The sequence below is a fragment of the Pseudomonas sp. Ma2-10 genome (assembly GCF_054330215.1).
The window spans coordinates 381196-403137 of the sequence record NZ_JBTEYL010000001.1 but is presented as its reverse complement, the minus strand read 5'-3'; the positions used below and the strand labels follow the sequence as shown (position 1 = coordinate 403137).

Below are 21942 nucleotides of genomic sequence, written 5' to 3'. Positions count from 1 at the left end.
CGATGAGTGATCATCGGCGGGTTTTTTGTGTCTGGGAATGATTAGTTAGATGGGTGTTCGTGGTGCATCTGTGCAAGCAACGCGTCCTTCTCCTGCCACAACTGGTTGATCCAGCCCTGGAACTGCAATCGATACTCGCCATCCTGGTCGTAGTTCTTGCCGATGAACTGCGGCGGAATCTTCATCTCCTGAAAGTGCACCACCACGTCCTTCACGTTCCCACAGAGCAAATCCCAATAACCGGGCCGGCCGGCCGGATAGTGAATGGTCACGTTGACGATGGCTTCCAGCTGTTCACCCATGGCATCCAACACAAACGCAATGCCGCCAGCCTTTGGTTTGAGCAAGTAACGGAACGGCGATTTCTGCTGGGCATGCTTGGCTTCGGTGTAGCGCGTGCCTTCGACGAAGTTGAAAATCCCCACCGGGTTATGGCGGAACTTGTCGCAGGTCTTGCGGGTGGTTTCCAGGTCTTTGCCTTTCTTCTCCGGGTGCTTCTCCAGGTAGGCCTTGGAGTAGCGCTTCATGAACGGAAAACCGAGCGCCCACCACGCCAGACCAATCACCGGCACCCAGATCAGTTCCTGTTTGAGGAAGAACTTCAGTGGACGAATCTTCCGGTTCAGCACGTATTGCAACACCATGATATCGACCCAGCTCTGGTGGTTGCTGGTGATCAGATACGAGTGCTGATAGTCCAGACCTTCCAGACCGCTGAGTTTCCAGCGCGTGTGTCCGAGCAAGTCCATCCACGCTTTGTTGTTGCTGATCCAGGCTTCGTGGATATGGCTCATCAGCCAATCGGTAAAACGCTGGGCGGCGGGGAAGGGCAATAGCAGTTTGAAGATCGCTACGATGAACAGGGGAGTGCAGCAGGCAATCGTGTTCAGCGCCAACAGTAGCGAGGCAATGATGCCTCGCAGCGGTGCAGGTAGGGAATCCAGCATTTAAAGATCCAAAGGTCGGTTGGCAGCTTGAATCGCGGTCAATGCGATGGTGTAGACGATGTCGTCGACTTGCGCGCCGCGCGGCAGGTCGTTCACCGGTTTGCGCAGTCCTTGTAGCATCGGCCCGAGGCTGACGCAGTCGGCGCTGCGCTGCACGGCTTTGTGGGTGGTGTTGCCGGTGTTCAGGTCGGGGAACACGAACACTGTGGCGCGACCGGCCACCTGGCTGTTCGGCGCCAGTTGCCGGGCAACGGTTTCGTTGGCGGCGGCGTCGTATTGCAATGGGCCGTCGATCAGTAGCGAGTGCTGTTGTTCATGGGCGAGCAACGTCGCTTCGCGTACTTTCTCGACTTCTTCGCCGCTGGCCGATTCACCGCTGGAGTAGCTGATCATCGCCACGCGCGGGGTGATGCCGAAGGCGGCTGCCGAGTCGGCGCTTTGCAGCGCGATCTCTGCCAGTTCGCTGGCGCTCGGGTGCGGGTTCATCACGCAGTCGCCGTAGACCAGCACTTCCTCGGGGAAGAGCATGAAGAACACTGACGACACCAGCGTGCAGCCCGGCGCGGTCTTGATCAGTTGCAAGGCTGGACGGATGGTGTTGGCGGTGGAGTGAATGACCCCGGACACCAATCCGTCGACCTCATCGAGCGCCAGCATCATGGTGCCGATCACCACGGTGTCTTCCAACTGCTGTTCAGCCATCGGCGCATTGAGGCTTTTGGTTTTGCGCAGGGCGACCATCGGCTCGACGTAGCGCTCGCGAATCAGGTCCGGGTCGAGGATTTCCAGCCCCGGCGGCAGCTCGATGCCTTGGGCGCGAGCCACGGCTTCGACGTCTGCCGGTTTCGCCAGCAAGACACAACGGGCAATGCCGCGTGCCTGACAGATCGCCGCGGCTTGCACGGTCAACGGCTCGCTGCCTTCAGGCAGGACGATGCGTTTGTTGGCAGCCTGGGCGCGCTGGATCAATTGATAGCGGAACACCGCGGGCGACAGGCGCATTTCCCGTGGCGTGCCGCAGCGCTGGTGCAGCCACTTGGCGTCCAGGTGGCTGGCAACGAAATCGGTGATGATCTCCGCGCGTTCGCGGTCGTCGATCGGGATTTCCTTGTTCAACCCGTTCAACTGGTTGGCGGTGTCGTAGGAACCGGTGCTCACCGACAACACCGGCAGGCCCGCCTGCAACGCGCCACGACACAGGTCCATGATGCGCGGGTCGGGCAGGGTGTCGCTGGTCAGCAACAGGCCGGCCAGCGGCACCCCATTCATGGCCGCGAGACTGACGGCGAGGATGATGTCGTCGCGATCGCCGGGCGTCACCACCAACACGCCGGGCTTGAGCAGCTCTACGGTGTTGCGCATGGTACGGGCGCAGATGATGATTTTGGTCATGCGCCGGGTCTCGTAATCACCGGCATTGAGAATTTGCGCGTCCATCAGGTCGGCGACGTCGCGGGTGCGTGGGGCGTTCAATTCCGGCTGGAACGGGATGCAACCCAGCAGACGGAAATCGCCACTGCGCAGTAATGGCGAATGCTCTTTCAAGCGCGAGGCGAAGGCCTCCATGCTCTCCTCGGTTTTGACTTTGTTGAGGATCACGCCAAGGACTTTCGGGTCTTTTGGACCGCCGAACAGTTGCGCCTGCAACTCCACGCGGCCGGACAGTTCGGTCAGCACTTCGTTTTCCGGTGCCGAGACCAGGATCACTTCGGCGTCGAGGCTTTTCGCCAAATGCAGATTGACCCGCGCGGCATAACTGGCGCTGCGGGTCGGGACCATGCCTTCGACGATCAGCACGTCCTTGCCGACGGCCGCCTGCTGATAAAGGGTGATGATTTCTTCGAGCAACTCATCCAGTTGACCGTCGCCGAGCATGCGCTCGACGTGCGCCAGACCGAGCGGCTGAGGCGGTTTCAAACCGTGAGTACGCGCCACCAGTTCAGTGGACCGTTCAGGCCCGGTGTCACCCGGGTGCGGCTGGGCAATCGGTTTGAAAAAGCCGACTTTGAGGCCGGCCCGCTCAAGGGTACGCACCAGCCCAAGGCTGATGGAGGTCAGACCCACACCAAAATCGGTGGGTGCGATAAAAAAAGTTTGCATGCGAATTCTCTGGAGGTGCATGGCAGTGGTGAACGCCTATGACTGACGATCTACCGAAATTCAGTCGCCAAGGTTATCGCTAACCGAGCCTTGTGCGCACCAACCGCAATCAAAGGGCTGGCCTATTTTTTCAATACGTTGCGCGGGGTCCAGGACCCAGGCGCGCGATTGCCACGGCGGCTGGTGACGCAGGTGCTGGGTGTGGCCGCAGGAAAGCTCGGCCACCCAGTGCCCGTCCTCATCCTGATGGAAGCCTGTGACCGTCGATCCTTTCGCCGCTACCCGTCTGTCCGGGTTGTGTTCGCTTTCGGGCGATTGCTTCGCTAAACTTGGCCATTCTTCATTCTTATGCAAAAGGTCTCGCCCCATGCTGATCGCCGCCAATAAGGCTGTCTCCATCGACTATACCCTGACCAACGACGCCGGTGAGGTCATCGACAGTTCCGCCGGCGGCGCGCCGCTGGTCTACCTGCAAGGCGCAGGTAACATTATTCCGGGCCTGGAAAAGGCTCTGGAAGGCAAAGCAGTCGGTGACGAACTGACTGTCGCCGTAGAACCTGAAGATGCCTACGGCGAATATGCTGCCGAACTGGTCAGCACGTTAAGCCGCAGCATGTTCGAAGGCGTCGACGAACTGGAAGTGGGCATGCAGTTCCACGCATCCGCTCCGGACGGTCAGATGCAGATCGTCACCATTCGCGATCTGGACGGCGACGATGTCACCGTCGACGGCAACCACCCGTTGGCCGGTCAGCGCCTGAATTTCCAGGTCAAGATCATCGACATTCGTGACGCCAGCCAGGAAGAAATCGCTCATGGTCACGTCCATGGCGAAGGTGGCCATCAGCACTGATTTTCTGCGCTAAGCTTTCGAGTACTGGAGAGGCGCCCGAGGGGCGCCTTTTTAGTCCGCGGCTGTCCCTGGTGACACCGCCAAGTGGCTGTTTCGAGAAGAACACGGGAATCTGGAGTTCGTCATGAGTGCTTTTCACGACCTTAAATTGACAGGCCTGGATGGTCAGGAGCTACCTTTGGCGCCCTTCAAGGGGCACGTCGTGCTGGTGGTTAACGTCGCCTCCAAATGTGGCTTGACCCCACAGTACGCGGCGCTGGAAAACCTCTACCAGCAATACAAGGACAAAGGCTTCAGCGTACTGGGCCTGCCGTGCAACCAGTTTGCCGGGCAGGAACCGGGTACCGAGCAAGAGATCCAGGCATTTTGCAGCCTCAACTACGGCGTGAGTTTTCCGTTGTCCAGCAAGCTGGAAGTCAACGGTCACGATCGTCATCAGCTGTACCGTCTGCTGGCGGGCGAGGGTGCTGAATTTCCCGGTGACATCACCTGGAACTTCGAAAAATTCCTGCTGGGCAAGGATGGTCGTGTGCTGGCGCGATTCTCGCCGCGCACGGCACCGGATGATCCGTCTGTCGTTCATGCGATCGAAAAAGCGCTGAGCTGAACCCAAAAAATCGCAGCCACTGAGCTGCGATTTTTTATGCCTGCCTTTTGATCCTTAATCACCACAATCAATAGTGCTGTGCATTGCTTGCCGCGCTGCATATTATCGCCGTCATAAAATATCTATCCCGTCGATACCGTTTTCGTGGAGCGTCCCATGCCCGTCAGAGCCCTGTTCAAACCGTTCCACCTCGGCACCCTCGAACTGTCGACCCGCGTCGTCATGGCGCCAATGACCCGTTCGTTTTCGCCGGGTGGCGTTCCTAATTCCAAAGTGATCGAGTACTACCGTCGTCGCGCCGCTGCGGGTGTAGGTCTGATCATCACCGAAGGCACCACCGTCGGCCACAAGGCTTCCAACGGCTACCCGAACGTGCCGCATTTCTACGGCGAAGCGGCGCTGGCCGGATGGAAAAAAGTGGTCGACGCGGTTCACGCTGAAGGTGGCAAGATCGTTCCGCAGCTGTGGCATGTCGGCAGCGTGCGCCGCATCGGCACCGAGCCGGAAGCCGCCGTGCCGGGTTACGGTCCGTCGGAGAAATTGAAGGACGGTCAGGTCGTGGTGCACGGCATGACGCAGCAAGATATCCAGGACGTGATCGCTGCATTTGCCCAGGCCGCCAAAGCTGCCCAGAGCATCGGCATGGACGGCGTGGAAATTCACGGTGCCCACGGCTACCTCGTGGACCAGTTCTTCTGGGAAGGCAGCAACCAGCGCACCGACGAATACGGTGGCAGCCTGGCTAACCGTTCGCGTTTCGCCATTGAACTGATCCAGGCTGTACGTGCTGCGGTCGGCGAAGGCTTCCCGATTATTTTCCGTTTCTCTCAATGGAAGCAGCAGGATTACACCGCGCGTCTGGTGCAAACACCGCAAGCGCTGGGCGAATTCCTCAAGCCGTTGTCCGACGCTGGCGTGGATATTTTCCACTGCTCGACGCGCCGTTTCTGGGAGCCGGAGTTCGACGGTTCCGAGCTGAACCTGGCCGGCTGGGCCCGTAAACTCACCGGAAAACCGACCATCACCGTGGGCAGTGTCGGCCTGGATGGCGAGTTCCTGCAGTTCATGGTCAACACCGACAAGATCGCGCAGCCAGCCAGCCTGGAAAAACTGCTGGAGCGTTTGAACAATGATGAGTTCGATCTGGTGGCGGTAGGTCGTGCGCTGCTGGTGGACCCGGACTGGGCGCAGAAGGTGCGTGACGGCCGTGAAGAAGACATCCTGCCGTTCAGCCGTGAGGCGTTGATGACCCTGGTTTAAGCTGAGGCTCTATGCTTGAGGCAAGCGGGGTCTGACAAGCCCCGCGCAACTGCCCCTCAAATTGCTCGATAATTGCTGCCCAGCCCTGGCGACTCGCATGCTGACGCGCATTAAGCCGCATGCAGCGCAAGGTTTCGCGCTCCTCCAACAGCCAACACGCCGCATCGCAAAACGCCTCTTCGTCCCCCGGCATCGCCAGTACGCCGTTGTAGCCGTGGCGAATGTGCTGGGCCGCTGCTGCCTGATCGTAGGCCACCACACCCAAACCCGAAGCCAGTGCCTCAAGCACCACGTTGCCGAACGTCTCGGTCAGGCTTGGAAACACAAACACATCCCCCGACGCGTAGTGACTGGCCAAGGCTTCGCCGCGTTGCGCCCCACAGAAAATCGCCTCGGGCAGTGCTTTCTCCAGGGCCACTCGTTGCGGGCCGTCACCGATCACAATCAACCGAATTTTGCGCTGTGGGTAAGTGGCTTTCAGTGCGTCGAAGCAACGTTTGAGCAAACCCAGATTTTTCTCCGGTGCCAGACGTCCTACGTGGATGAGCGCGATGTCGTCGTTGCCCAACCCCCAGCTCTCACGCAGGCCGCTAATCCGTTTGGTCGGGTGAAACAACTGGCTGTCGACCCCACGCGACAGCAACGCCAGCCGCTCGAAATGCCGGCGCTCCAGTTCCATTCTTTGACTCACGCTAGGCACCAGGGTCAGCGTCGAACGATTGTGAAACCAGCGCAGGTAATGGGTCAGCAATCGCGTCAGCAGCCCAAGCCCATACTGACTGGAGTACTGCTGGAAATTGGTGTGGAAGCCGCTGACCACTGAAATCCCCAAGCGCCGCGCCGCGCGCAACGCGGACAATCCCAGCGGTCCTTCCGTGGCGATATACAGCACGTCCGGTCGATGACGTTTCCAGCGCCGCAGCAGCTTGTGCATCGACGACTGACCCCATTGCAAGCCGGGGTAACCCGGCAGCGGCCAGCCCCGACACAGCAGCAACGCACCGTCACTGCCCAGCTGCTGATCGCAACCCTGACGCGGTCGCACCAATTCCACCTGATGCCCGCGCGCGCGCAAGCCGTCGCACAAGCGGCCGAGGGTATTGGCCACGCCGTTGATTTCGGGAGGGAAGGTTTCGGTGATCAGAGTGATATGCAGAGCTGTCGTCATGACCTCAGTCTCGGCTGAGGCCATGTCGTCAGTGTGACGGGTTGATGATGAATTTGTGACCGGGTCAGCGCTGGGCTACCAGGTTTTCCGCGCCGCGTTCACGCACCCAGAACAGGGTTGCACCCGCCACGGCGGCCGGCATCATCAGGATGTTGACCACCGGAATCAACAGCACCAGATAGACACTGCCGCCGAAACTCATGCTCTGCCAGCGCTTCTCGCGCAGCCAGGCGAGCATCTCGTTCCAGCCCAGTTTGTGGTTGTCCGCCGGGTAGTCGATGTATTGGATCGCCATCATCCACACCCCGAACAGCAGCCACAGAGGCGCAGCGATGATGTTTACCACCGGAATGAACGAGAGGATGAACAACCCGATGGCGCGTGGCAGAAAGTAGCCGAGCTTGCGCATTTCCCGGGCCAGGGTGCGGGGGATCATGTCGATCAGTTCGCCCCAGTTGAAGGACGGGAAGTCGTCGGTGCCGCGCACCACGACTTCGACTTTTTCCGCGAGGAAGCCGTTGAATGGCGCGGCGATGACGTTGGCCAGCATGGTGAAGGTGAAGAACACCATCAACACCACCAGCACCACGAACATCGGCCAGAGAACATAACTGAGAAAACTCAGCCAGTCGGGCAGGGATGGCATCAACGTATCGACCCACAGGCTGAATTGATGGCTGGCCAGGTAGATCAATCCGACGAACAGCACCAGGTTGATTACCAGGGGCAACAATACGAACAAGCGCAGGCTTGGGCTCAGGACCAGCTTGAGGCCTTCGCGCAGGTATTGCGGGCCGGACAGAACGGGGGCGGGCATAACGTGCTCCGAACAAAAGGGAAACGCGCCGACCTTACCGGCTTTGCCTGACAGGCGAAAGCGCGGTAGCAGCATCGACATTAACTGTAACAAAGGCGCCTATCTATCCATCGTGATGGGATAGAGACCGCCTATGAGCTGGATTGTTAAACCGTATTTCCTTAATCTTCGCCTCCTCGATACGCTGCACCCAATCTTTTTACAGGACTGTCGAGCCCAAGCCTTCCCCAAGTGCTTTCAACGGTCCTTTTTTATTCCCGTCGGTAACCCGGCGTTCCGCGCCAGAAGTTTCGGCCCGGTCAACAGGAGCAGGTCATGTCTGAAGTCCGTCATTCGCGAGTGATTATTCTCGGTTCCGGCCCTGCCGGTTACAGCGCCGCAGTTTATGCCGCCCGTGCCAACCTCAAGCCACTGCTGATCACCGGCATGCAAGCCGGCGGTCAACTGACCACTACCACCGAAGTCGATAACTGGCCTGGCGACGTCCATGGCCTGACCGGTCCGGCGCTGATGGACCGCATGAAAGAGCACGCCGAGCGCTTTGAAACCGAAATCGTTTTCGATCACATCAATGCCGTGGACTTCGCTGCCAAGCCTTACACCCTGACCGGCGACAGCGCGACTTACACTTGCGACGCACTGATCATCGCCACCGGCGCCAGCGCCCGTTACCTGGGCCTGCCATCGGAAGAAGCGTTCATGGGCAAAGGCGTTTCGGCCTGCGCGACCTGCGACGGTTTCTTCTACCGCAACAAGCCAGTGGCCGTGGTCGGTGGTGGCAACACCGCTGTTGAAGAGGCGCTGTACCTGGCCAACATCGCCAGTAAGGTCACCCTGATCCACCGTCGCGAAACCTTCCGCGCCGAGAAGATCCTGATCGACAAGCTGAATGCCCGGGTTGCTGAAGGCAAAATCGTGCTGAAGCTTAACGCGACCCTGGACGAAGTCCTGGGTGACAACATGGGCGTGACCGGTGCCCGTCTGAAGAACAACGACGGCAGCTTTGACGAGCTGACAGTCGACGGCGTGTTCATCGCCATCGGCCACACCCCGAACACTTCGCTGTTCGAAGGTCAGCTGACCTTGAAAGACGGCTACCTGGTGGTGCAGGGCGGGCGTGAAGGCAACGCCACTGCCACCAGCCTCGAAGGTATCTTTGCTGCCGGTGACGTGGCTGATCACGTTTACCGCCAAGCCATCACCTCGGCCGGCGCCGGTTGTATGGCGGCACTGGACGCCGAGCGCTACCTCGACGATCTGCAGAACGCTTCGTTCTGATTGCTTAGCGATGAAAAAACCGGCCTTGGCCGGTTTTTTTTGTGTTCGCAGAAAAGTCCCTCGGTTTCGATTAGACCCGGAACCGCTCCTGGACAAAGTCCATGACCTTCAACGATTGATAGATGGCATTGGCGGCAATCCGTCCGAACGGTCCGCCGTTCCAGTCCAGCAAGTACGGATTAAACAGTTGATAACGCGCACTTTCCCCGCACACCGCTTCGGCGATGACCCTGCCGCCAATCGAGCCGGTATTCAAGCCATGGCCACCAAACGAGGTGCAGGCCCAGACGCCCGGTTCCAGTAATCCCAGGTTGGGCATCTTGTTGGTGGAGTAACCCATCAGTCCGGACCAGGCTAATTCGATTTTGACCGGAGCCAGTTGTGGATAGACCGAGACCATGTCGGCCTTGAGCAGGGTGGCGAGGGTCTTTTCGTTCTGTTCGTTGCGGGTGGTGATGCGTCCGCCCCAGAGCAGGCGATCGCCTTCGACCACGCGGTAATAGTCCGAGGCGCGGCGGTCGTCGGAGAACGCGGCGCCGGAGTCGAGGACGTTTTTGATTGAGTCGCCCAAGTGTTCGGTCAGCACCACATAGGTCGCGATGGGCAGGAAGGCGCGGCTGAGTTTTTGCAACTCCGGGCCGCCGTAACCGCCAGCGCAGAACACCAGGTCCTGGCAGCACACGGTGCCGTTGGCGGTCTGGACAATTTTGTCGGCGCCGTCGCGCCGCCAGTCCAGCATTTTTGATTGTTCGAAAATCCGGCCTCCCGCGGCGTCGATGGCGAGGGCCAGCCCCAGGCAATAATTCAGCGGGTGGAAGTGCAGCGCCTTCGGATCCTCGATGCCTTGGAAATAGCGCAGGGTGTGGGCCCGTTCGCGGACCTGAGGGGTGTCGAGGTAGTTGAGTTCATAGCCGAAGTCGCGGCGCATCGTGTCGATGTGGTTTTTCACACTCGCACTGTCGTCGTAACGCTTGACCTGAATCGTGCCGGCGGATGGATCGCAGCCAGTCAGTGCCAGTTCGGCGATGTTGCGGCGGACAATCTCCACACCCTCGACCGACATCTGAAAAAGCGCCCTGGCCTGTTCCAATCCCAGTTTCTTGCGAATCGCTCCCGACCCTGCAGCCCATCCCGGCGAGACCACACCGCCATTTCGACCGGACGCGCCCCAGGCGACTTGCTGGGCTTCGAGGATGATCACGCGTTTGCCGCGCCGGGTCAGCTCCAGGGCAGCGGTAAGGCCCGCGATCCCGGCGCCAATGATGCAGACGTCGCAGGTTTCATCAGTGCTCAGTCCGGGCCTGGCTGCGCGAGGCAGCGAGGTTTGGGAATACCAGGTGGTAGGAAAGGACATGGTCAATCCTTGAGTGCTGCCTTTGGTGGGAGCGAGCAAGCCCGCTCCCACAGGGGAGGATTGGCTTACTTGACGGTCGAATAGTCCACGCCGTACCACTTGGTGGACAGCTTGGTGAGCGTGCCGTCCTTGTGCATCTCGCCGATGATTTGACTGAGCTTGGCTTTCAACTCCGCGTCACCCTTGTCGGTGGCAATGGCCAGGGGTTCGTAGAACACCACGCCATTGTCGACGGTACGCAGCGGGTAGTTTTTCTTGATGGCCGCCTCCAGCGTGCTGCGCTGAGTGAGGATGCCGTCGAGACGAACGCCGTCGCCCAGTCGCAAGTCATCCAGCGGTCCAAGGGAGCCGGCATAGGTTTTCATCTTTTTGGTCTGTACGTCGTAGGTGACTGGCGGCAGTTCAGTTGCTTCGATGGCCAGCGCCTGATTCAGGTAATCCTCGGACGTGGTGCCGCCTTCGACACCGATAGTTTTGCCATTGAGGGCTTTGTGGTCGGTCAGTGTGGATTTGTTGTGAACCGCAAACACGTAGGGCACGTAGTAATAGGTCGCGGGGAAGTCGAGAATTCGCGCGCGACTTTTGGTGGCGGTCATCGAGCCCACAGACATGTCCCAGCGGCCGTTCCACTTACCCGCGGTGATCACGTCCCAGTCAGGGGTGATGAATTTGACCTCGACTCCGAGACGCTTGGCGATCTCCTTGGAAACGTCGATATCAAACCCGTCGATTTCATTCTTATCGTTGATAAACCCTTGGGGAGGCCAGGTCGCCGACGTGGCGACGGTCATTGTTTTACTTTTCTGGATCTTGTCCAGTACGGCTCCGGCGTTGGCGGCGCCGACGAACACCAGCGACATTGCGGCTGCGATTACGTGTTTTTTGCTGACCATGTCCATCTCCACTTATCGTTATTGTTATGAAGGGGCAAAGCGGTGCTCAGTGACCAATGATCTGTGACAGGAATTTCTGTGCGCGTTCAGTTTGCGGGTTGTTGAAAAACTCGGACGGGGTGGCTTGTTCGATGACTTGGCCCTGGTCCATGAACAGCACGCGGTCGGCGACCTTGCTGGCAAAACCCATTTCGTGGGTTACGCAAATCATGGTCATGCCGTCGGTGGCCAACTCGCCCATCACGTCCAGCACTTCGTGGACCATTTCCGGATCGAGGGCCGAGGTTGGCTCGTCAAACAGCATCACTTTGGGGTTCATGCACAGTGCCCGGGCAATCGCCACGCGCTGCTGCTGGCCGCCGGACAGTTGGGAAGGGTACTTGTCGGCATGTTCGGCAATGCGTACCCGCTCCAGGTAAACCTGAGCGCGCTTTTTCGCCTCGGCGTTCGACACGCCTTGCACCAGTTGCGGGGCCAGGGTCAGGTTGTCCATCACGCTTAAATGTGGGAACAGGTTGAAGCTCTGGAATACCATGCCGATTTCCCGGCGCACCGCGCTGACACTTTCAGCCTCGCTGGTGAGGGTGATGCCGTTGACCTGAATGTGGCCTTTCTGGAAATTCTCCAGATGGTTGATGCAACGAATCATCGTCGACTTGCCCGAGCCTGACGGACCGCACACCACCAGAATTTCGCCGGTGGCGACGTTCAGGTCGACATCGCGCAACGCGTGAAAATCGCCGTACCACTTGTTCAGGCCGGTGATAGAAATCATTGAAGGACGGGGTTGCGCAGCAGGCGCAAGGTTGAGTTGTTCAGCCGTATTGGTTCGAATCATCGCGCATCAACCTCTGACAATGGATCGGTTGACCCGTTTTTCGATCCGCGCCTGCACCCGTTCAAGGATGAACGATAGGGCCCAGTAAATCATCGCAGCGGTGATCAGCATTTCCAGGTGGCGGAAGTCTGCGCGGCCCTGGGTCTTGGCCAGGTACATCAATTCCCAGACACCGATCACCGACACCAGCGAACTGTCCTTGAGCATGGCGATGAACTGGTTGCCGGTGGGCGGGATGATCACCCGCAAGGCTTGCGGCATGATCACCCGGCTCAGGGTCTTGAACGGGCTAATGCCGAGGGCTCGCGAGGCCTCCCACTGACCCACCGGAATGCTCTGGATGCCCGCACGAAAAATCTCTGTCATGTAAGCGCCGTAGCACAGCGACAACGCGAGGATGCCGGCTGGCACTGCGTCCACCACATAACCCAGTTGCGGCAGTCCGAGGTAAATCAGGTAGATCTGGATCAGCAGTGGAACACCGCGAAAAAATGAGGTGTAGAACGAGGCGATGGCATTGGCTAGGCCGTTGTTCGACAGCTTGGCCACGGCACCTATCAACGCCAGCACGAAGGCAATCACGATCGCCACAGCGGAGATGTATAGGGTGGTCGCGGCGCCCTGGATGATCAGGAAACCGATTTTGTCGAGGATGAAGCTGTAGGAAAGGTCGAAGGTGTCGAAGAACGCCAGGAACAGGATCAGCAGTTCGATCCATACCACGGTGGTCTGCACCTTGAATTTCAAGCGTCCGAGGACGTGAAAGTTCAGCGTGCCCAGTGCGGCAATCGCCAGGCCGATGGCGATATTGCGAACGGTCAGGTTGTCCGGGGCATTGCCCAACAGCGGATGCAGGAAATGACTGAGGCCGCTGTTGCCCAAGTTCATCAGGTAGGCGCCGAGAAACAGCACTACGGCTACGCCGAGCAGGAATTGAGGATCATTGGACTTTTTTTTATAAATTATATTGTCGTGATACATGACTGCCTCAGGCTTGTCGGTGGTAGTGATCTCGCTGGGTAAAAGAGGTGTTTGGCCAGTATTGCGATGCAAAATAGGGGACTACAAGCGAACATAATTCGCTATGTCAGTCCCGGATCGCAGTTTGCTTTTCAGGAAAGTTTCGCCAGGTTTGCTTCAAGGATATCCAACCCCTCCTCCAGCACCGCAGCCTCAGTGGTCAACGGCGCCAAAAGCCGAATGATGTGGCGCGACTTGCCGCTGGGCATCAGCAGCAAGCCCGCGTCTCGTGCCAGCGCGAGCAGTTGTGTCAACTGCGCCGATGCCGGTGTGCCGTCGGCATTGATCAACTCAATGCCGCGCATCGCGCCAACGCCCGTCAAGCGACCCAGAAACGGGGACCGCTTGTTGGCGCGCCAGGCCTCGTAGCGGCTGACGATGGCTTCTTCTTGTTGCGAACCCCATACGTGCAGGTTCGCATCGGTCATCTCGTCCAGGGTTGCCAGTGCCGCGGCGCAGGCAATCGGGTTGCCCGAATAGGTGCCGCCCAGTCCGCCCTTGGGCAAGGTGTCGAGCAGTGACTTGCGCCCGACCACTGCACCCAGCGGCACACCGCCGGCGATGCTCTTGCCCAGCAGAATCAGGTCCGGCTCAATGCCCAGTCGCGAAAAGGCAAAGCGCTGGCCGGTGCGGCCGAAGCCGGACTGGATTTCATCAGCGATCAGCAGGATGTTTTTTTCATCACAGAAGCGACGTAGCGCTTGGGCGAACTCCACGTCCAGCGTCAGGAAGCCCGATTCGCCCTGTACGGGTTCGACGATAAAACAGGCGACGTCGTCGACGTCGATCTCGACGCTGAACAGCCGGTCCATGGCTTTTAGAGCCTCGGCGCAGGTCACGCCGTTGTCCTTGCTCGGGAAGGGCAGGTGAAAAACCGGACCCGGCAGCACGCCGATTTTCTGTTTGTAGGGCGCGACTTTGCCGTTGAGGTTGAGCGTGGCGAGGGTACGGCCATGGAAGGCGCCGTCGAAGGCGATGACGGCCGTGCGACCGGTGGCGCCACGGACGATCTTCAGGGCGTTTTCCGCTGCTTCCGCACCGCTGTTGGTGAGCATGCCGCTGACCGGGTAGCCCACCGGAATAAATGCGGTGAGACGATCCATCAGTTCGATGTAGGGCGCATGCGGAGCGGCGTTGAACGCGTAGTGGGTCAGCCGGGTGGCTTGTTCGCGAATGGCCTCGACGATGCGCGGATGGCAATGGCCGAGGTTCAATACACCGATGCCGCCGACGAAGTCGATGTAGCGTTTGCCATCGGTGTCCCAGACCTCGGCATTTTTGCCGTGGCTGAGCGTGACGGGATGAACGATGTTGATCGACTGGCTGATGGTTTCGCTGCTCATGGATGACCGACTCTGAAGAAGGGATGCTTCTTTTTATCTAAGCCGTGAGCAGCGGTGCCCGGCAAACGAAATAAAGTTGCCGGGTCAATCTTAAAAGTCGGGATGTGATTTGCGGGCGTTGAATCAGCGGCGAGTCAGCGGCTGTTGAGTGAACTTCACACCGGCCAATCCATGAACAATCAGCGCGCGGATATTGCCGTGATCGCTGCCCTCAGGCGTCGCCACCACCGAACGGTAATGCTCGCCGAACGCCAACAGCGCCTCTTCATCGCTCAAGCCTTCCAGCAGCGCCAGACCCAGGGTCTTGCACGAGCCTTCATTCTGGCCGGCTGCGTTTTCCACGCTGCCATTGTTGAACGCCTGAGGTTGATAGTCGTAGCCGGCGGCGATGAACGCCAGGGTATCGGCAAAAACGTGTTCGCCGCTCTTGAGGCTGGCGCGCAGGGTATTCACATCACTCATTGGGTTTTCCTTTGGCGAACGCCGCTTGTTGTTCGGCGTTGGCTTCTTGCTGGTATTGGGCTTTCCACTCGACGTACGGCATGCCGTAAACCACTTCGCGGGCGTCATCGAGGCTGACCTCGATCTGGCGTTCGTCGGCAGCGGCCTTGTACCACTTGGACAAGCAGTTACGGCAGAAACCGGAGAGGTTCATCAGGTCGATGTTCTGCACGTCCTTGCGGCTGTCCAGGTGGGCGACCAGCCGGCGAAAGGCGGCGGCTTCGAGTTCCAGGCGTTGTTGATCGTTCATGGCGGGCTCTGTGCAATCAAATCGTGTGAGGATGATAAAAGTCTGACGAACAATGTGCCAGACGGTCAGCGGCTCGCGGCCAGGGTAATAGACACCGACTCGGCGAATCGCAGGGCGTGGGGTTTGTCGACTTCGACCTCGGCGTACAACACCGACTCGTTGGCCATGACCAGATCGAGAATTTCCTGAGTCAGGCGTTCGAGGAGGGCGAAGCGATTGCCCTCCACGTGGGCGATGATCGACTTGGTGATGGTGCGGTAGTTCAGCGCGTGATCGATGTCGTTGTCACGCACCGCTTCCTGAGCGGCATACAGGATGGTCAGGTTGATCAGGACATCCTGCTTGTTGAGGATTTCATCCTCGTTGATCCCGATGAAGGTCCGCAGGCACAGGTCCTTGACCCGGATGCGTGCCGTTCCTGGTTGAAGTTGTGGCATTGCTACTTGCTCCGTCCAATCAATTGCAGGAACTCCTGGCGGGTGTTGCTCGACTCGCGGAAGGCGCCGAGCATCACCGAGGTGTTCATGGTCGAATTCTGTTTCTCGACGCCGCGCATCATCATGCACATGTGCTTGGCTTCGATGACCACCGCGACGCCCGCCGCACCGGTCACTTGCTGCACCGCGTCGGCGATTTGCCGAGTGAGGTTTTCCTGGATTTGCAGGCGACGGGCGAACATGTCCACCAATCGTGCAATCTTCGACAGGCCCAGCACCTTGCCCGTTGGAATATAAGCCACATGCGCCTTGCCGATGAAGGGCAGCATGTGATGTTCGCAGAGCGAGTACAGCTCGATGTTGTCGACGATGATCATTTCATCGTTATCGGAAGCGAACAGCGCGCCGTTGACGATCTCTTCGACACTTTGCGCATAACCATGGCAGAGGTACTGCATGGCTTTTGCCGCGCGAACCGGGGTGTCTTGCAGACCCTCTCGGTCGGGGTTTTCACCGAGGCCGATGAGGATTTCGCGATAGCTCTGGGACAGGGATAACGTCATGGAACATCCTTGCGGGGGCCGTTTATTTGATGTGCCGTCCGCCGTTGACGGTCAGGGTCGTGCCGGTGACATAAGGGTTGTCGAGCAAATAACGCAGGCTCTGGTAGATCACTTCGCCGCCGGGTTCGATACCCAGCGCGGACTTGGCCAGTGCCTTGGCGCGGTACGCTGCGTCGTCGTCGGGGGTGAACATTAGCAGGGCTGGCGCGATACCGTTGACCTTGATTGTCGGCGCGTATTTCGCGGCGAAGGACAGGGTGAGGCTGTCGAGGCCGGCTTTGCTGGCGCAGTAGCCGATGTGTTTGCTGCTGCCCTTGCGGGTCACGTCGTCGCTGATGTGCACGATGTCGGCGGGGCTTGAGCGTTGCAGCAAGTCTGCACAATGCAGATTGATCAGGTAGGGCGCCAGCATGTGGACGTTGAACATGCGGGTGAAGGCCGTGGCGTCGGTGTCCGGGGTTTCGGCCAGCCATTCGGAGGCGTTATGGACAATCGCCCGCAGGCTGTCGGTGTGGTTATTCAGATCGCTGATGAACGCAAAAATCCCGGCTTCAGTGGAGAAGTCTGCAAACACCGCGGTCGCCCCCAGATCGCGCAGGATTTGCACGCCGGGGCGTTCACTGCGGTAACTGAAGATCACCGCTTGACCATCCTCGAGCAAACGCTGCGCGCAGTGCAGACCGACACGTTGGCCGGCACCGGTGATGAGGATTGGAGCTGCGGAAGAGGTCATGAACGGCTCGCGTCGCGGTAAGAGCAAAACTATACCAGCGACGTGGGGCGTACACCTATTGTGGTGGCAGGCTTAGCGATTCTGCGTTGAAGGCTCGGCGGGCAGCGGCCGTTGCGGCGTGGTGTTCAGCCAGTTGGTCAGCAGTCGGGTCGACAGCAGAATGAAGAAGTAGACCATCAGCGGGGTCAATCGGCGACGCGGCGCGCCACCAACGACTTGAACGGTGGGGGGGTAGGGGAGGTAGAATGGGATCCAATTTATACATGGACGTAGAATTGTAAAATGCCTGTCTTGACTGATGTTATCCCTGGATTGCAGCGTGGTCTTCCACTCGAGCAGGAAGAGCTGTTTCCGATACGCGAAGTAGCGCGCCTGACGGGGGTCAACCCGGTCACGCTCCGTGCATGGGAACGACGCTATGGATTAATACAGCCTGCGCGCACCGACAGTGGGCATCGACTGTATTCCATGACCGATATCGATCGGGTCCACAGCATCCTTGGTTGGATCGAACGCGGCGTTGCTGTCAGTAAAGTCGGCAAGATTCTGGCCAGGATTGCACCGCTACAGGCCTTATCGCACCTCCTCCCGAATGAACTCGTGCACGCTGACTACACGCAATGGCAGCAACAGATTCAGGCGGCGGTGAGTGCCTTTGACGAGGTTCAACTGGATCAGGTCTATGGACTGATCTTTTCCAGTTATCCCTTTACCGTCGTGTTTCAGGACATTCTGCGTCCACTCTGGAAGCAATTACTGCAGCGCCATGACGCGTTCGGCCGGGCTAGCGAGTGGTTTTTCCTGGATGGCTTTCTGCGCGCTCGAGTGTTGCAACGCCTGCTGCTGGTGCGTGTCCTGCAGCCGCGACGGGTGATTGTCTGCGCCCTGAACGATCAGTGTCGTGAACTCGAAGTCCTGGTAGCGGCGCTGTTTCTGAACAGTGCCGATTCGGCTATTCAGGTGTTGGCTATCGGTCAGCCGTTCGACGAATTGACGCTGGTCTGCGAGCGGGTCAAGCCCCAGGCGCTGGTGCTGTTTTCCAATCACGCGCCTGTGCCCGAATTGCCACGGCGATTGAAGCGCCTGGCCTTGAGCCTGGATTGTCAGTTGATGCTGGCGGGGGATGCGTCCGACCTGGTACAGGAGAACCTGACCGGATCGTCGATTGGATGCTTGGGTAACGAAGGATTGGTCATGCGTCAGCGTTTGAAACAGTTCCTGGCAGGCACCCTGGACACTTGAATCAGAGATGCATGGCTGGATGCGTCAGCCGATGCTGTTGAAGGATGTACTGGCGCAGGCGCTCGGTTTCGTCCTTGTCATCCTGATTCAACTGGTAGGCATAGAAGCCGTTGTCGGTTTCTTTCTCGAAGGCGCCGCGCAACGCGATCCGCTCATAGCCGGACGGGCTGAACCACAAGGCGAAATGTTTTGGCGGTTTGGTCTTGTTGCGAACTTCCAGCAAAACCCCTTTGAACGACACTTCGTGCACCCACATCGTACCGGGTTGGCCACTGGCATTTTCCAGTGCAACTGGTTCCTCGAGTACCAGGCGCCATGGCCGGACCATCGGTCCGTCTTCATAGATACTGGGGACGCCGAGGCGTAAATGCATCGCGTGAAACTCGTCTTCCACCAAGTGCAGCGGGAAGGTCATTTGCTGATTTTCGAAGTTGGCCTGGATGGTGACTTGCTCATGGGCGGCAAGGCGTGTGAGCAAGTCACGGATTTGTGAACCTCCGTTGACGAGCAGGCTCGACGTCGCATCCCGCATATTGAGTTTCGGGTTGTGTTGCATGGTCTGGATAAAATCCAGCTCATCCTGGGTCAGGAGTGCGTCGCGTTGCATGATCTGCTCAACAGAAAAAGTTACAAAGTCATCGGTGATTGTAGTTAATGACAATCAATTCTTTGATTTGTTTTTGCCGTTCGTCGCTTTTAGTGCGGCAAGCTCGGCCTGGACCCCGGCCAACTGCGCCTCCAGTTGGGCAACTCGCTGCTGCGCCTTGACCTGAACAGTGACGTCTTTCTGCACACCAACAAAATAAGTCTGTCCGTCATCCGGGTTTTTTACTGTTGAAAGGGACAGTTCGTTCCAGAATGGCGTGCCATCTTTGCGGTAATTTCTGAGGATTTTCCGACAGGAACCGCCACTGCTCAATGCCTCGCGAATCGCCGGGAGTGCTTCCTGATCGCGGTCACCGGACTGAAGAAACCGGCAATCCTGGTAAAGGATTTCTTCGCTGGTGTAACCCGTCAGGCGTTCGAATGCCGGGTTGACGTAAATCAGGATCTTGTCCTGCTCGCCTTCCTTCTCGGCAACCACGATGCCGTCGTTGGACGCGTTAATCACCATTTGCAGCAGTTGGGCGTTAATCATCGGAGAATCCTTTCCAATTTGATTGAGCGCTGCATTTTAGAAGAACACCGATTACTGTCTACTGGCCATCAACGTTAATTGAGAGTCAATCGCAGCTTTTTTGCCATGGCTGTTAATATTCCCCGTCTTTTTACTCAGCTTCAGGATCAGATTGATGAAAGTCGCCATCCTTTCCGGCTCGGTCTACGGCACGGCTGAAGAAGTCGCCCGCCATGCCGCGAGCATTTTGAACACCGCAGGTTTCGAAACCTGGTACAACCCGCGTGCAAGCCTCGCCGATGTTCAGGCCTTTGCTCCCGACGCCTTCCTGGCGGTGACCTCGACCACCGGCATGGGCGAGTTGCCGGACAACCTGCAACCGTTGTATTTCGCCATTCGCGACCAGTTGCCGGCGGCCTGGCGTGGCTTGCCGGGCGCCGTGATTGGTCTGGGCGATGCAAGTTACGGCGACACGTTTTGTGGCGGCGGCGAGTTGATGCGCGAATTGTTCGGCGAACTGGGCTTACGCGAAGTCCTGCCCATGCTGCGCCTGGACGCCAGCGAAAGCGTGACGCCGGAAACCGACGCCGAGCCTTGGCTGGCGGAGTTGGTCAGCGCTCTGCGGGGTTAGTCAGGGTTCTGACGGGGCTGCGCAATCTGTTCGCCGCACCGTTGTTGGCGGCAGTACGTTGACGTGGATCCAGGTTCGTTGGCGTACTGACTCGCTAGGCCATCAAGCTGGCTGCCAATGCAACTACACGATCCCCGGGGCGTGACTAGACTGTTGTAGCGTCGGTAAACAATAGAAACCCCAAGAATAAAAATCAGAGGTTCCTTGCCGTGAACGTAGCCCCCGTCCAATCGCCACACAGTGTCAAGGATCAGGTCAGCGCCGCCGAGTGGCAGACCCGCGTCGATCTTGCCGCCTGCTATCGTCTGGTTGCCCTGCATGGCTGGGATGACCTGATTTTTACCCACATTTCGGCCAAGGTCCCCGGTACCGAAGACTTTCTGATCAACCCGTTCGGGCTGATGTTCCACGAGATTACCGCGTCCAGCCTGGTCAAGGTCGATCAGGCCGGCAACAAGCTGATGGACAGCCCTTACGAGATCAACCCGGCCGGTTACACCATCCACAGCGCCGTGCACGAGGTTCGTCACGATGTCGTCTGCGTGCTGCACACCCATACGGCGGCGGGTGTCGCGGTGTCGGCGCAGAAACAAGGCATTTTGCCAATCAGCCAACAATCGTTGTTTGTTCTGTCGAGCCTGGCTTATCACGCCTACGAAGGTGTTGCGCTTAGCCATGAAGAGAAGGCGCGACTGCAAGCCGACCTCGGCGAAAACAATTTCCTGATGCTGCACAACCATGGTCTGTTGACCTGCGGCGGCACGATCGCCGACACGTTCCTGATGATGTTCACCTTCCAGCGCGCCTGCGATATCCAGGTGCTGGCGCAGAACGGTGGCGCCGAGTTGATCGCCATCGAACCGCAGATTCTGGCAGGCGCCAAGGCGATGATCGCCGGCGTCACCAAAAGCGCTCAAGGGATGGGCGGCGCACTGGCCTGGCCAGCGCTGCTGCGCAAACTCGATAAACAAGACCCGGGTTATAAACACTAATGGCCCTCGCCGAGATCCCCCTGTGTGTCTGGCGCAAACGCGGCCAGACGTTCGTATTCCGAGGCCAGACCATCCGTTACTGGACGGCGGGGCAGGGTGAGCCACTGCTGCTCATTCATGGCTTCCCGACCGCCAGTTGGGACTGGCATTACCTTTGGCAGCCGCTGACCCAGCGTTATCGGGTGATTGCCTGCGACATGCTCGGCTTTGGCGACTCCGCCAAACCGGTGGACCACGAATACAGCCTGCTGGAGCAGGCCGATCTGCAACAGGCTTTGCTGGCGCACGTGAAGGTCGAGCAACCGGTGCACCTGTTGGCCCACGATTATGGCGACAGCGTGGCCCAGGAACTGTTGGCCCGGCATTACGAAGCGCGCATTCATATCGGCAGTTGTGTGTTCCTCAATGGCGGCCTGTTTCCCGAAACCCATCGCCCGATACTGATGCAAAAACTCCTGCTCAGCCCCTTGGGCTGGATGATCGGGCGAGCCTTTTCCCGTGACGGTCTGGTGAAGAGTTTTCAGCGGATTTTCGGTCCGCACAGTCGCCCCACCGAGAGTGCGATGGATGATTTCTGGAGTCTGATTGAGAGCAATCAGGGGCCACGGATCATGCACAAATTAATCGCCTACATCCCTGAACGCCGTGTCCAGCGTGAGCGTTGGGTCAGCGCGATGCAGCGTGGTGAAGTGCCGTTGCGGGTGATCGATGGTGAGGTCGATCCGATCTCCGGCGCGCACATGGTCGAGCGTTATCGGGAACTGATCCCGAACCCCGACACGGTCTTGTTGCTCGGTATCGGCCACTACCCTCAAACCGAGGCGCCGGGGCAGGTGCTCAAGCACTATCTGGCATTTCGCGATCAGCTGGTTTCAATGCCGCGCAGGGTCGCCTGTTCCTGACTATCCCCCTGCCTTATCGCGCACCATTCAGCCTCACCCCAGTTCATTGTGACCCGCATCGCCGTGCCTGACACTCGGACTCATTGTCCCCTGGCC

Annotated in this window: 25 protein-coding genes and 1 pseudogene; 8 read left to right on the top strand and 18 right to left on the bottom strand. The window is 58.7% G+C overall.

The genetic code is table 11. From position 1 onward, the window contains the following. Window positions 1-41: 41 nt before the first annotated feature. The 3 genes from ACXPVS_RS01775 to ACXPVS_RS01765 are packed head-to-tail and all read right to left on the bottom strand — an operon-like array spanning window position 42 to window position 3446. Complete coding sequence (locus tag ACXPVS_RS01775) at window positions 42-947, bottom strand: acyltransferase (RefSeq protein ID WP_458508381.1); 906 nt, start codon at window positions 945-947, stop codon at window positions 42-44. Beyond that, window positions 948-3047 (bottom strand): phosphate acetyltransferase, encoded by a 2100-nt coding sequence (pta, locus tag ACXPVS_RS01770; RefSeq protein ID WP_458508380.1) that lies wholly within the window; start codon window positions 3045-3047, stop codon window positions 948-950. It abuts the gene before it with no gap. Between the two features lie 60 nt (window positions 3048-3107). Next, complete coding sequence (locus tag ACXPVS_RS01765; protein WP_056742973.1) at window positions 3108-3446, bottom strand: DUF3565 domain-containing protein; 339 nt, start codon at window positions 3444-3446, stop codon at window positions 3108-3110. Between ACXPVS_RS01765 and ACXPVS_RS01760 the strand changes: the two genes are divergently transcribed. From ACXPVS_RS01760 to ACXPVS_RS01750, 3 genes are all read left to right on the top strand, one after another. Next, on the top strand, window positions 3415-3900 hold the full coding sequence (locus ACXPVS_RS01760) for an FKBP-type peptidyl-prolyl cis-trans isomerase (RefSeq protein ID WP_445179753.1): 486 nt from the start codon (window positions 3415-3417) through the stop codon (window positions 3898-3900). The genes ACXPVS_RS01765 and ACXPVS_RS01760 overlap by 32 nt on opposite strands. Window positions 3901-4024: 124 nt before the next feature. After that, complete coding sequence (locus ACXPVS_RS01755) at window positions 4025-4507, top strand: glutathione peroxidase (protein ID WP_458508379.1); 483 nt, start codon at window positions 4025-4027, stop codon at window positions 4505-4507. A gap of 156 nt (window positions 4508-4663) precedes the next feature. Beyond that, window positions 4664-5767, top strand: coding sequence for an NADH:flavin oxidoreductase (locus ACXPVS_RS01750; RefSeq protein ID WP_458508378.1), 1104 nt, complete (start codon window positions 4664-4666; stop codon window positions 5765-5767). On the opposite strand, the gene ACXPVS_RS01745 is transcribed toward ACXPVS_RS01750, so the two are convergent. Continuing rightward, window positions 5736-6959 (bottom strand): glycosyltransferase family 4 protein, encoded by a 1224-nt coding sequence (locus ACXPVS_RS01745; protein ID WP_458508377.1) that lies wholly within the window; start codon window positions 6957-6959, stop codon window positions 5736-5738. The two genes, ACXPVS_RS01750 and ACXPVS_RS01745, sit on opposite strands and share 32 nt — an antisense overlap. A 40-nt stretch (window positions 6960-6999) precedes the next feature. Next, a complete protein-coding gene (gene cysZ / locus ACXPVS_RS01740; protein ID WP_458508376.1) occupies window positions 7000-7752 on the bottom strand; it encodes a sulfate transporter CysZ in 753 nt (250 codons plus the stop codon). Window positions 7753-8067: 315 nt separating this feature from the next. On the opposite strand from cysZ, the gene trxB reads away from it, so the two are divergent. Then, window positions 8068-9030, top strand: coding sequence for a thioredoxin-disulfide reductase (gene trxB, locus ACXPVS_RS01735; RefSeq protein ID WP_458508375.1), 963 nt, complete (start codon window positions 8068-8070; stop codon window positions 9028-9030). 70 nt (window positions 9031-9100) lie between these two features. On the opposite strand, the gene ACXPVS_RS01730 is transcribed toward trxB, so the two are convergent. From ACXPVS_RS01730 to ACXPVS_RS01680, 11 genes and pseudogenes are all read right to left on the bottom strand, one after another. Continuing rightward, a complete protein-coding gene (locus ACXPVS_RS01730) occupies window positions 9101-10384 on the bottom strand; it encodes an NAD(P)/FAD-dependent oxidoreductase (RefSeq protein WP_458508374.1) in 1284 nt (427 codons plus the stop codon). Between the two features lie 65 nt (window positions 10385-10449). Then, a complete protein-coding gene (locus ACXPVS_RS01725) occupies window positions 10450-11277 on the bottom strand; it encodes a transporter substrate-binding domain-containing protein (RefSeq protein WP_458508373.1) in 828 nt (275 codons plus the stop codon). Window positions 11278-11323: 46 nt separating this feature from the next. After that, window positions 11324-12052 carry an amino acid ABC transporter ATP-binding protein gene (locus ACXPVS_RS01720; RefSeq protein ID WP_458508515.1) on the bottom strand — a complete coding sequence of 243 codons (729 nt, stop codon included), beginning with the start codon at window positions 12050-12052 and terminating at the stop codon, window positions 11324-11326. Between the two features lie 69 nt (window positions 12053-12121). Next, entirely contained in the window at window positions 12122-13096 is a 975-nt protein-coding gene (locus ACXPVS_RS01715) for an amino acid ABC transporter permease (RefSeq protein WP_458508372.1), read from the bottom strand. A gap of 131 nt (window positions 13097-13227) precedes the next feature. Continuing rightward, window positions 13228-14478, bottom strand: a complete 1251-nt coding sequence (locus tag ACXPVS_RS01710) for a 2-aminoadipate transaminase (RefSeq protein WP_458508371.1) — start codon at window positions 14476-14478, stop codon at window positions 13228-13230. Between the two features lie 123 nt (window positions 14479-14601). Continuing rightward, a complete protein-coding gene (locus ACXPVS_RS01705) occupies window positions 14602-14940 on the bottom strand; it encodes a HopJ type III effector protein (protein WP_458508370.1) in 339 nt (112 codons plus the stop codon). Then, window positions 14933-15229, bottom strand: coding sequence for a DUF1244 domain-containing protein (locus tag ACXPVS_RS01700; RefSeq protein ID WP_458508369.1), 297 nt, complete (start codon window positions 15227-15229; stop codon window positions 14933-14935). Before ACXPVS_RS01700 ends, ACXPVS_RS01705 begins: the two co-directional genes overlap by 8 nt. A 65-nt stretch (window positions 15230-15294) precedes the next feature. Beyond that, complete coding sequence (folX, locus tag ACXPVS_RS01695) at window positions 15295-15666, bottom strand: dihydroneopterin triphosphate 2'-epimerase (RefSeq protein WP_056742993.1); 372 nt, start codon at window positions 15664-15666, stop codon at window positions 15295-15297. Window positions 15667-15668: 2 nt separating this feature from the next. Then, window positions 15669-16229, bottom strand: a complete 561-nt coding sequence (gene folE, locus ACXPVS_RS01690; RefSeq protein WP_458508368.1) for a GTP cyclohydrolase I FolE — start codon at window positions 16227-16229, stop codon at window positions 15669-15671. A gap of 22 nt (window positions 16230-16251) precedes the next feature. Then, entirely contained in the window at window positions 16252-16962 is a 711-nt protein-coding gene (folM, locus tag ACXPVS_RS01685) for a dihydromonapterin reductase (RefSeq protein WP_458508367.1), read from the bottom strand. A 72-nt stretch (window positions 16963-17034) separates the two neighbouring features. Beyond that, window positions 17035-17151: pseudogene (locus tag ACXPVS_RS01680) on the bottom strand (antibiotic biosynthesis monooxygenase); the annotation flags it as partial. Between the two features lie 93 nt (window positions 17152-17244). Here ACXPVS_RS01680 and ACXPVS_RS01675 point away from each other — a divergent pair. After that, window positions 17245-18204 (top strand): MerR family transcriptional regulator, encoded by a 960-nt coding sequence (locus ACXPVS_RS01675; protein ID WP_458508366.1) that lies wholly within the window; start codon window positions 17245-17247, stop codon window positions 18202-18204. A 1-nt stretch (window position 18205) separates the two neighbouring features. Here the strand turns inward: ACXPVS_RS01675 and ACXPVS_RS01670 are convergent, their stop codons facing one another. Continuing rightward, window positions 18206-18811: a hypothetical protein gene (locus ACXPVS_RS01670; RefSeq protein WP_458508365.1), complete on the bottom strand. Its 606-nt coding sequence runs from the start codon at window positions 18809-18811 to the stop codon at window positions 18206-18208. Between the two features lie 54 nt (window positions 18812-18865). After that, on the bottom strand, window positions 18866-19342 hold the full coding sequence (locus ACXPVS_RS01665) for a PAS domain-containing protein (protein ID WP_458508364.1): 477 nt from the start codon (window positions 19340-19342) through the stop codon (window positions 18866-18868). Window positions 19343-19496: 154 nt separating this feature from the next. Between ACXPVS_RS01665 and ACXPVS_RS01660 the strand changes: the two genes are divergently transcribed. From ACXPVS_RS01660 to ACXPVS_RS01650, 3 genes are all read left to right on the top strand, one after another. After that, complete coding sequence (locus tag ACXPVS_RS01660) at window positions 19497-19952, top strand: flavodoxin (protein ID WP_458508363.1); 456 nt, start codon at window positions 19497-19499, stop codon at window positions 19950-19952. A 209-nt stretch (window positions 19953-20161) separates the two neighbouring features. Then, complete coding sequence (locus tag ACXPVS_RS01655) at window positions 20162-20944, top strand: class II aldolase/adducin family protein (protein WP_458508362.1); 783 nt, start codon at window positions 20162-20164, stop codon at window positions 20942-20944. Then, window positions 20944-21846 (top strand): alpha/beta fold hydrolase, encoded by a 903-nt coding sequence (locus ACXPVS_RS01650; RefSeq protein WP_458508361.1) that lies wholly within the window; start codon window positions 20944-20946, stop codon window positions 21844-21846. The genes ACXPVS_RS01655 and ACXPVS_RS01650 overlap by 1 nt, the downstream gene beginning before the upstream one ends. Window positions 21847-21942: the final 96 nt, after the last annotated feature.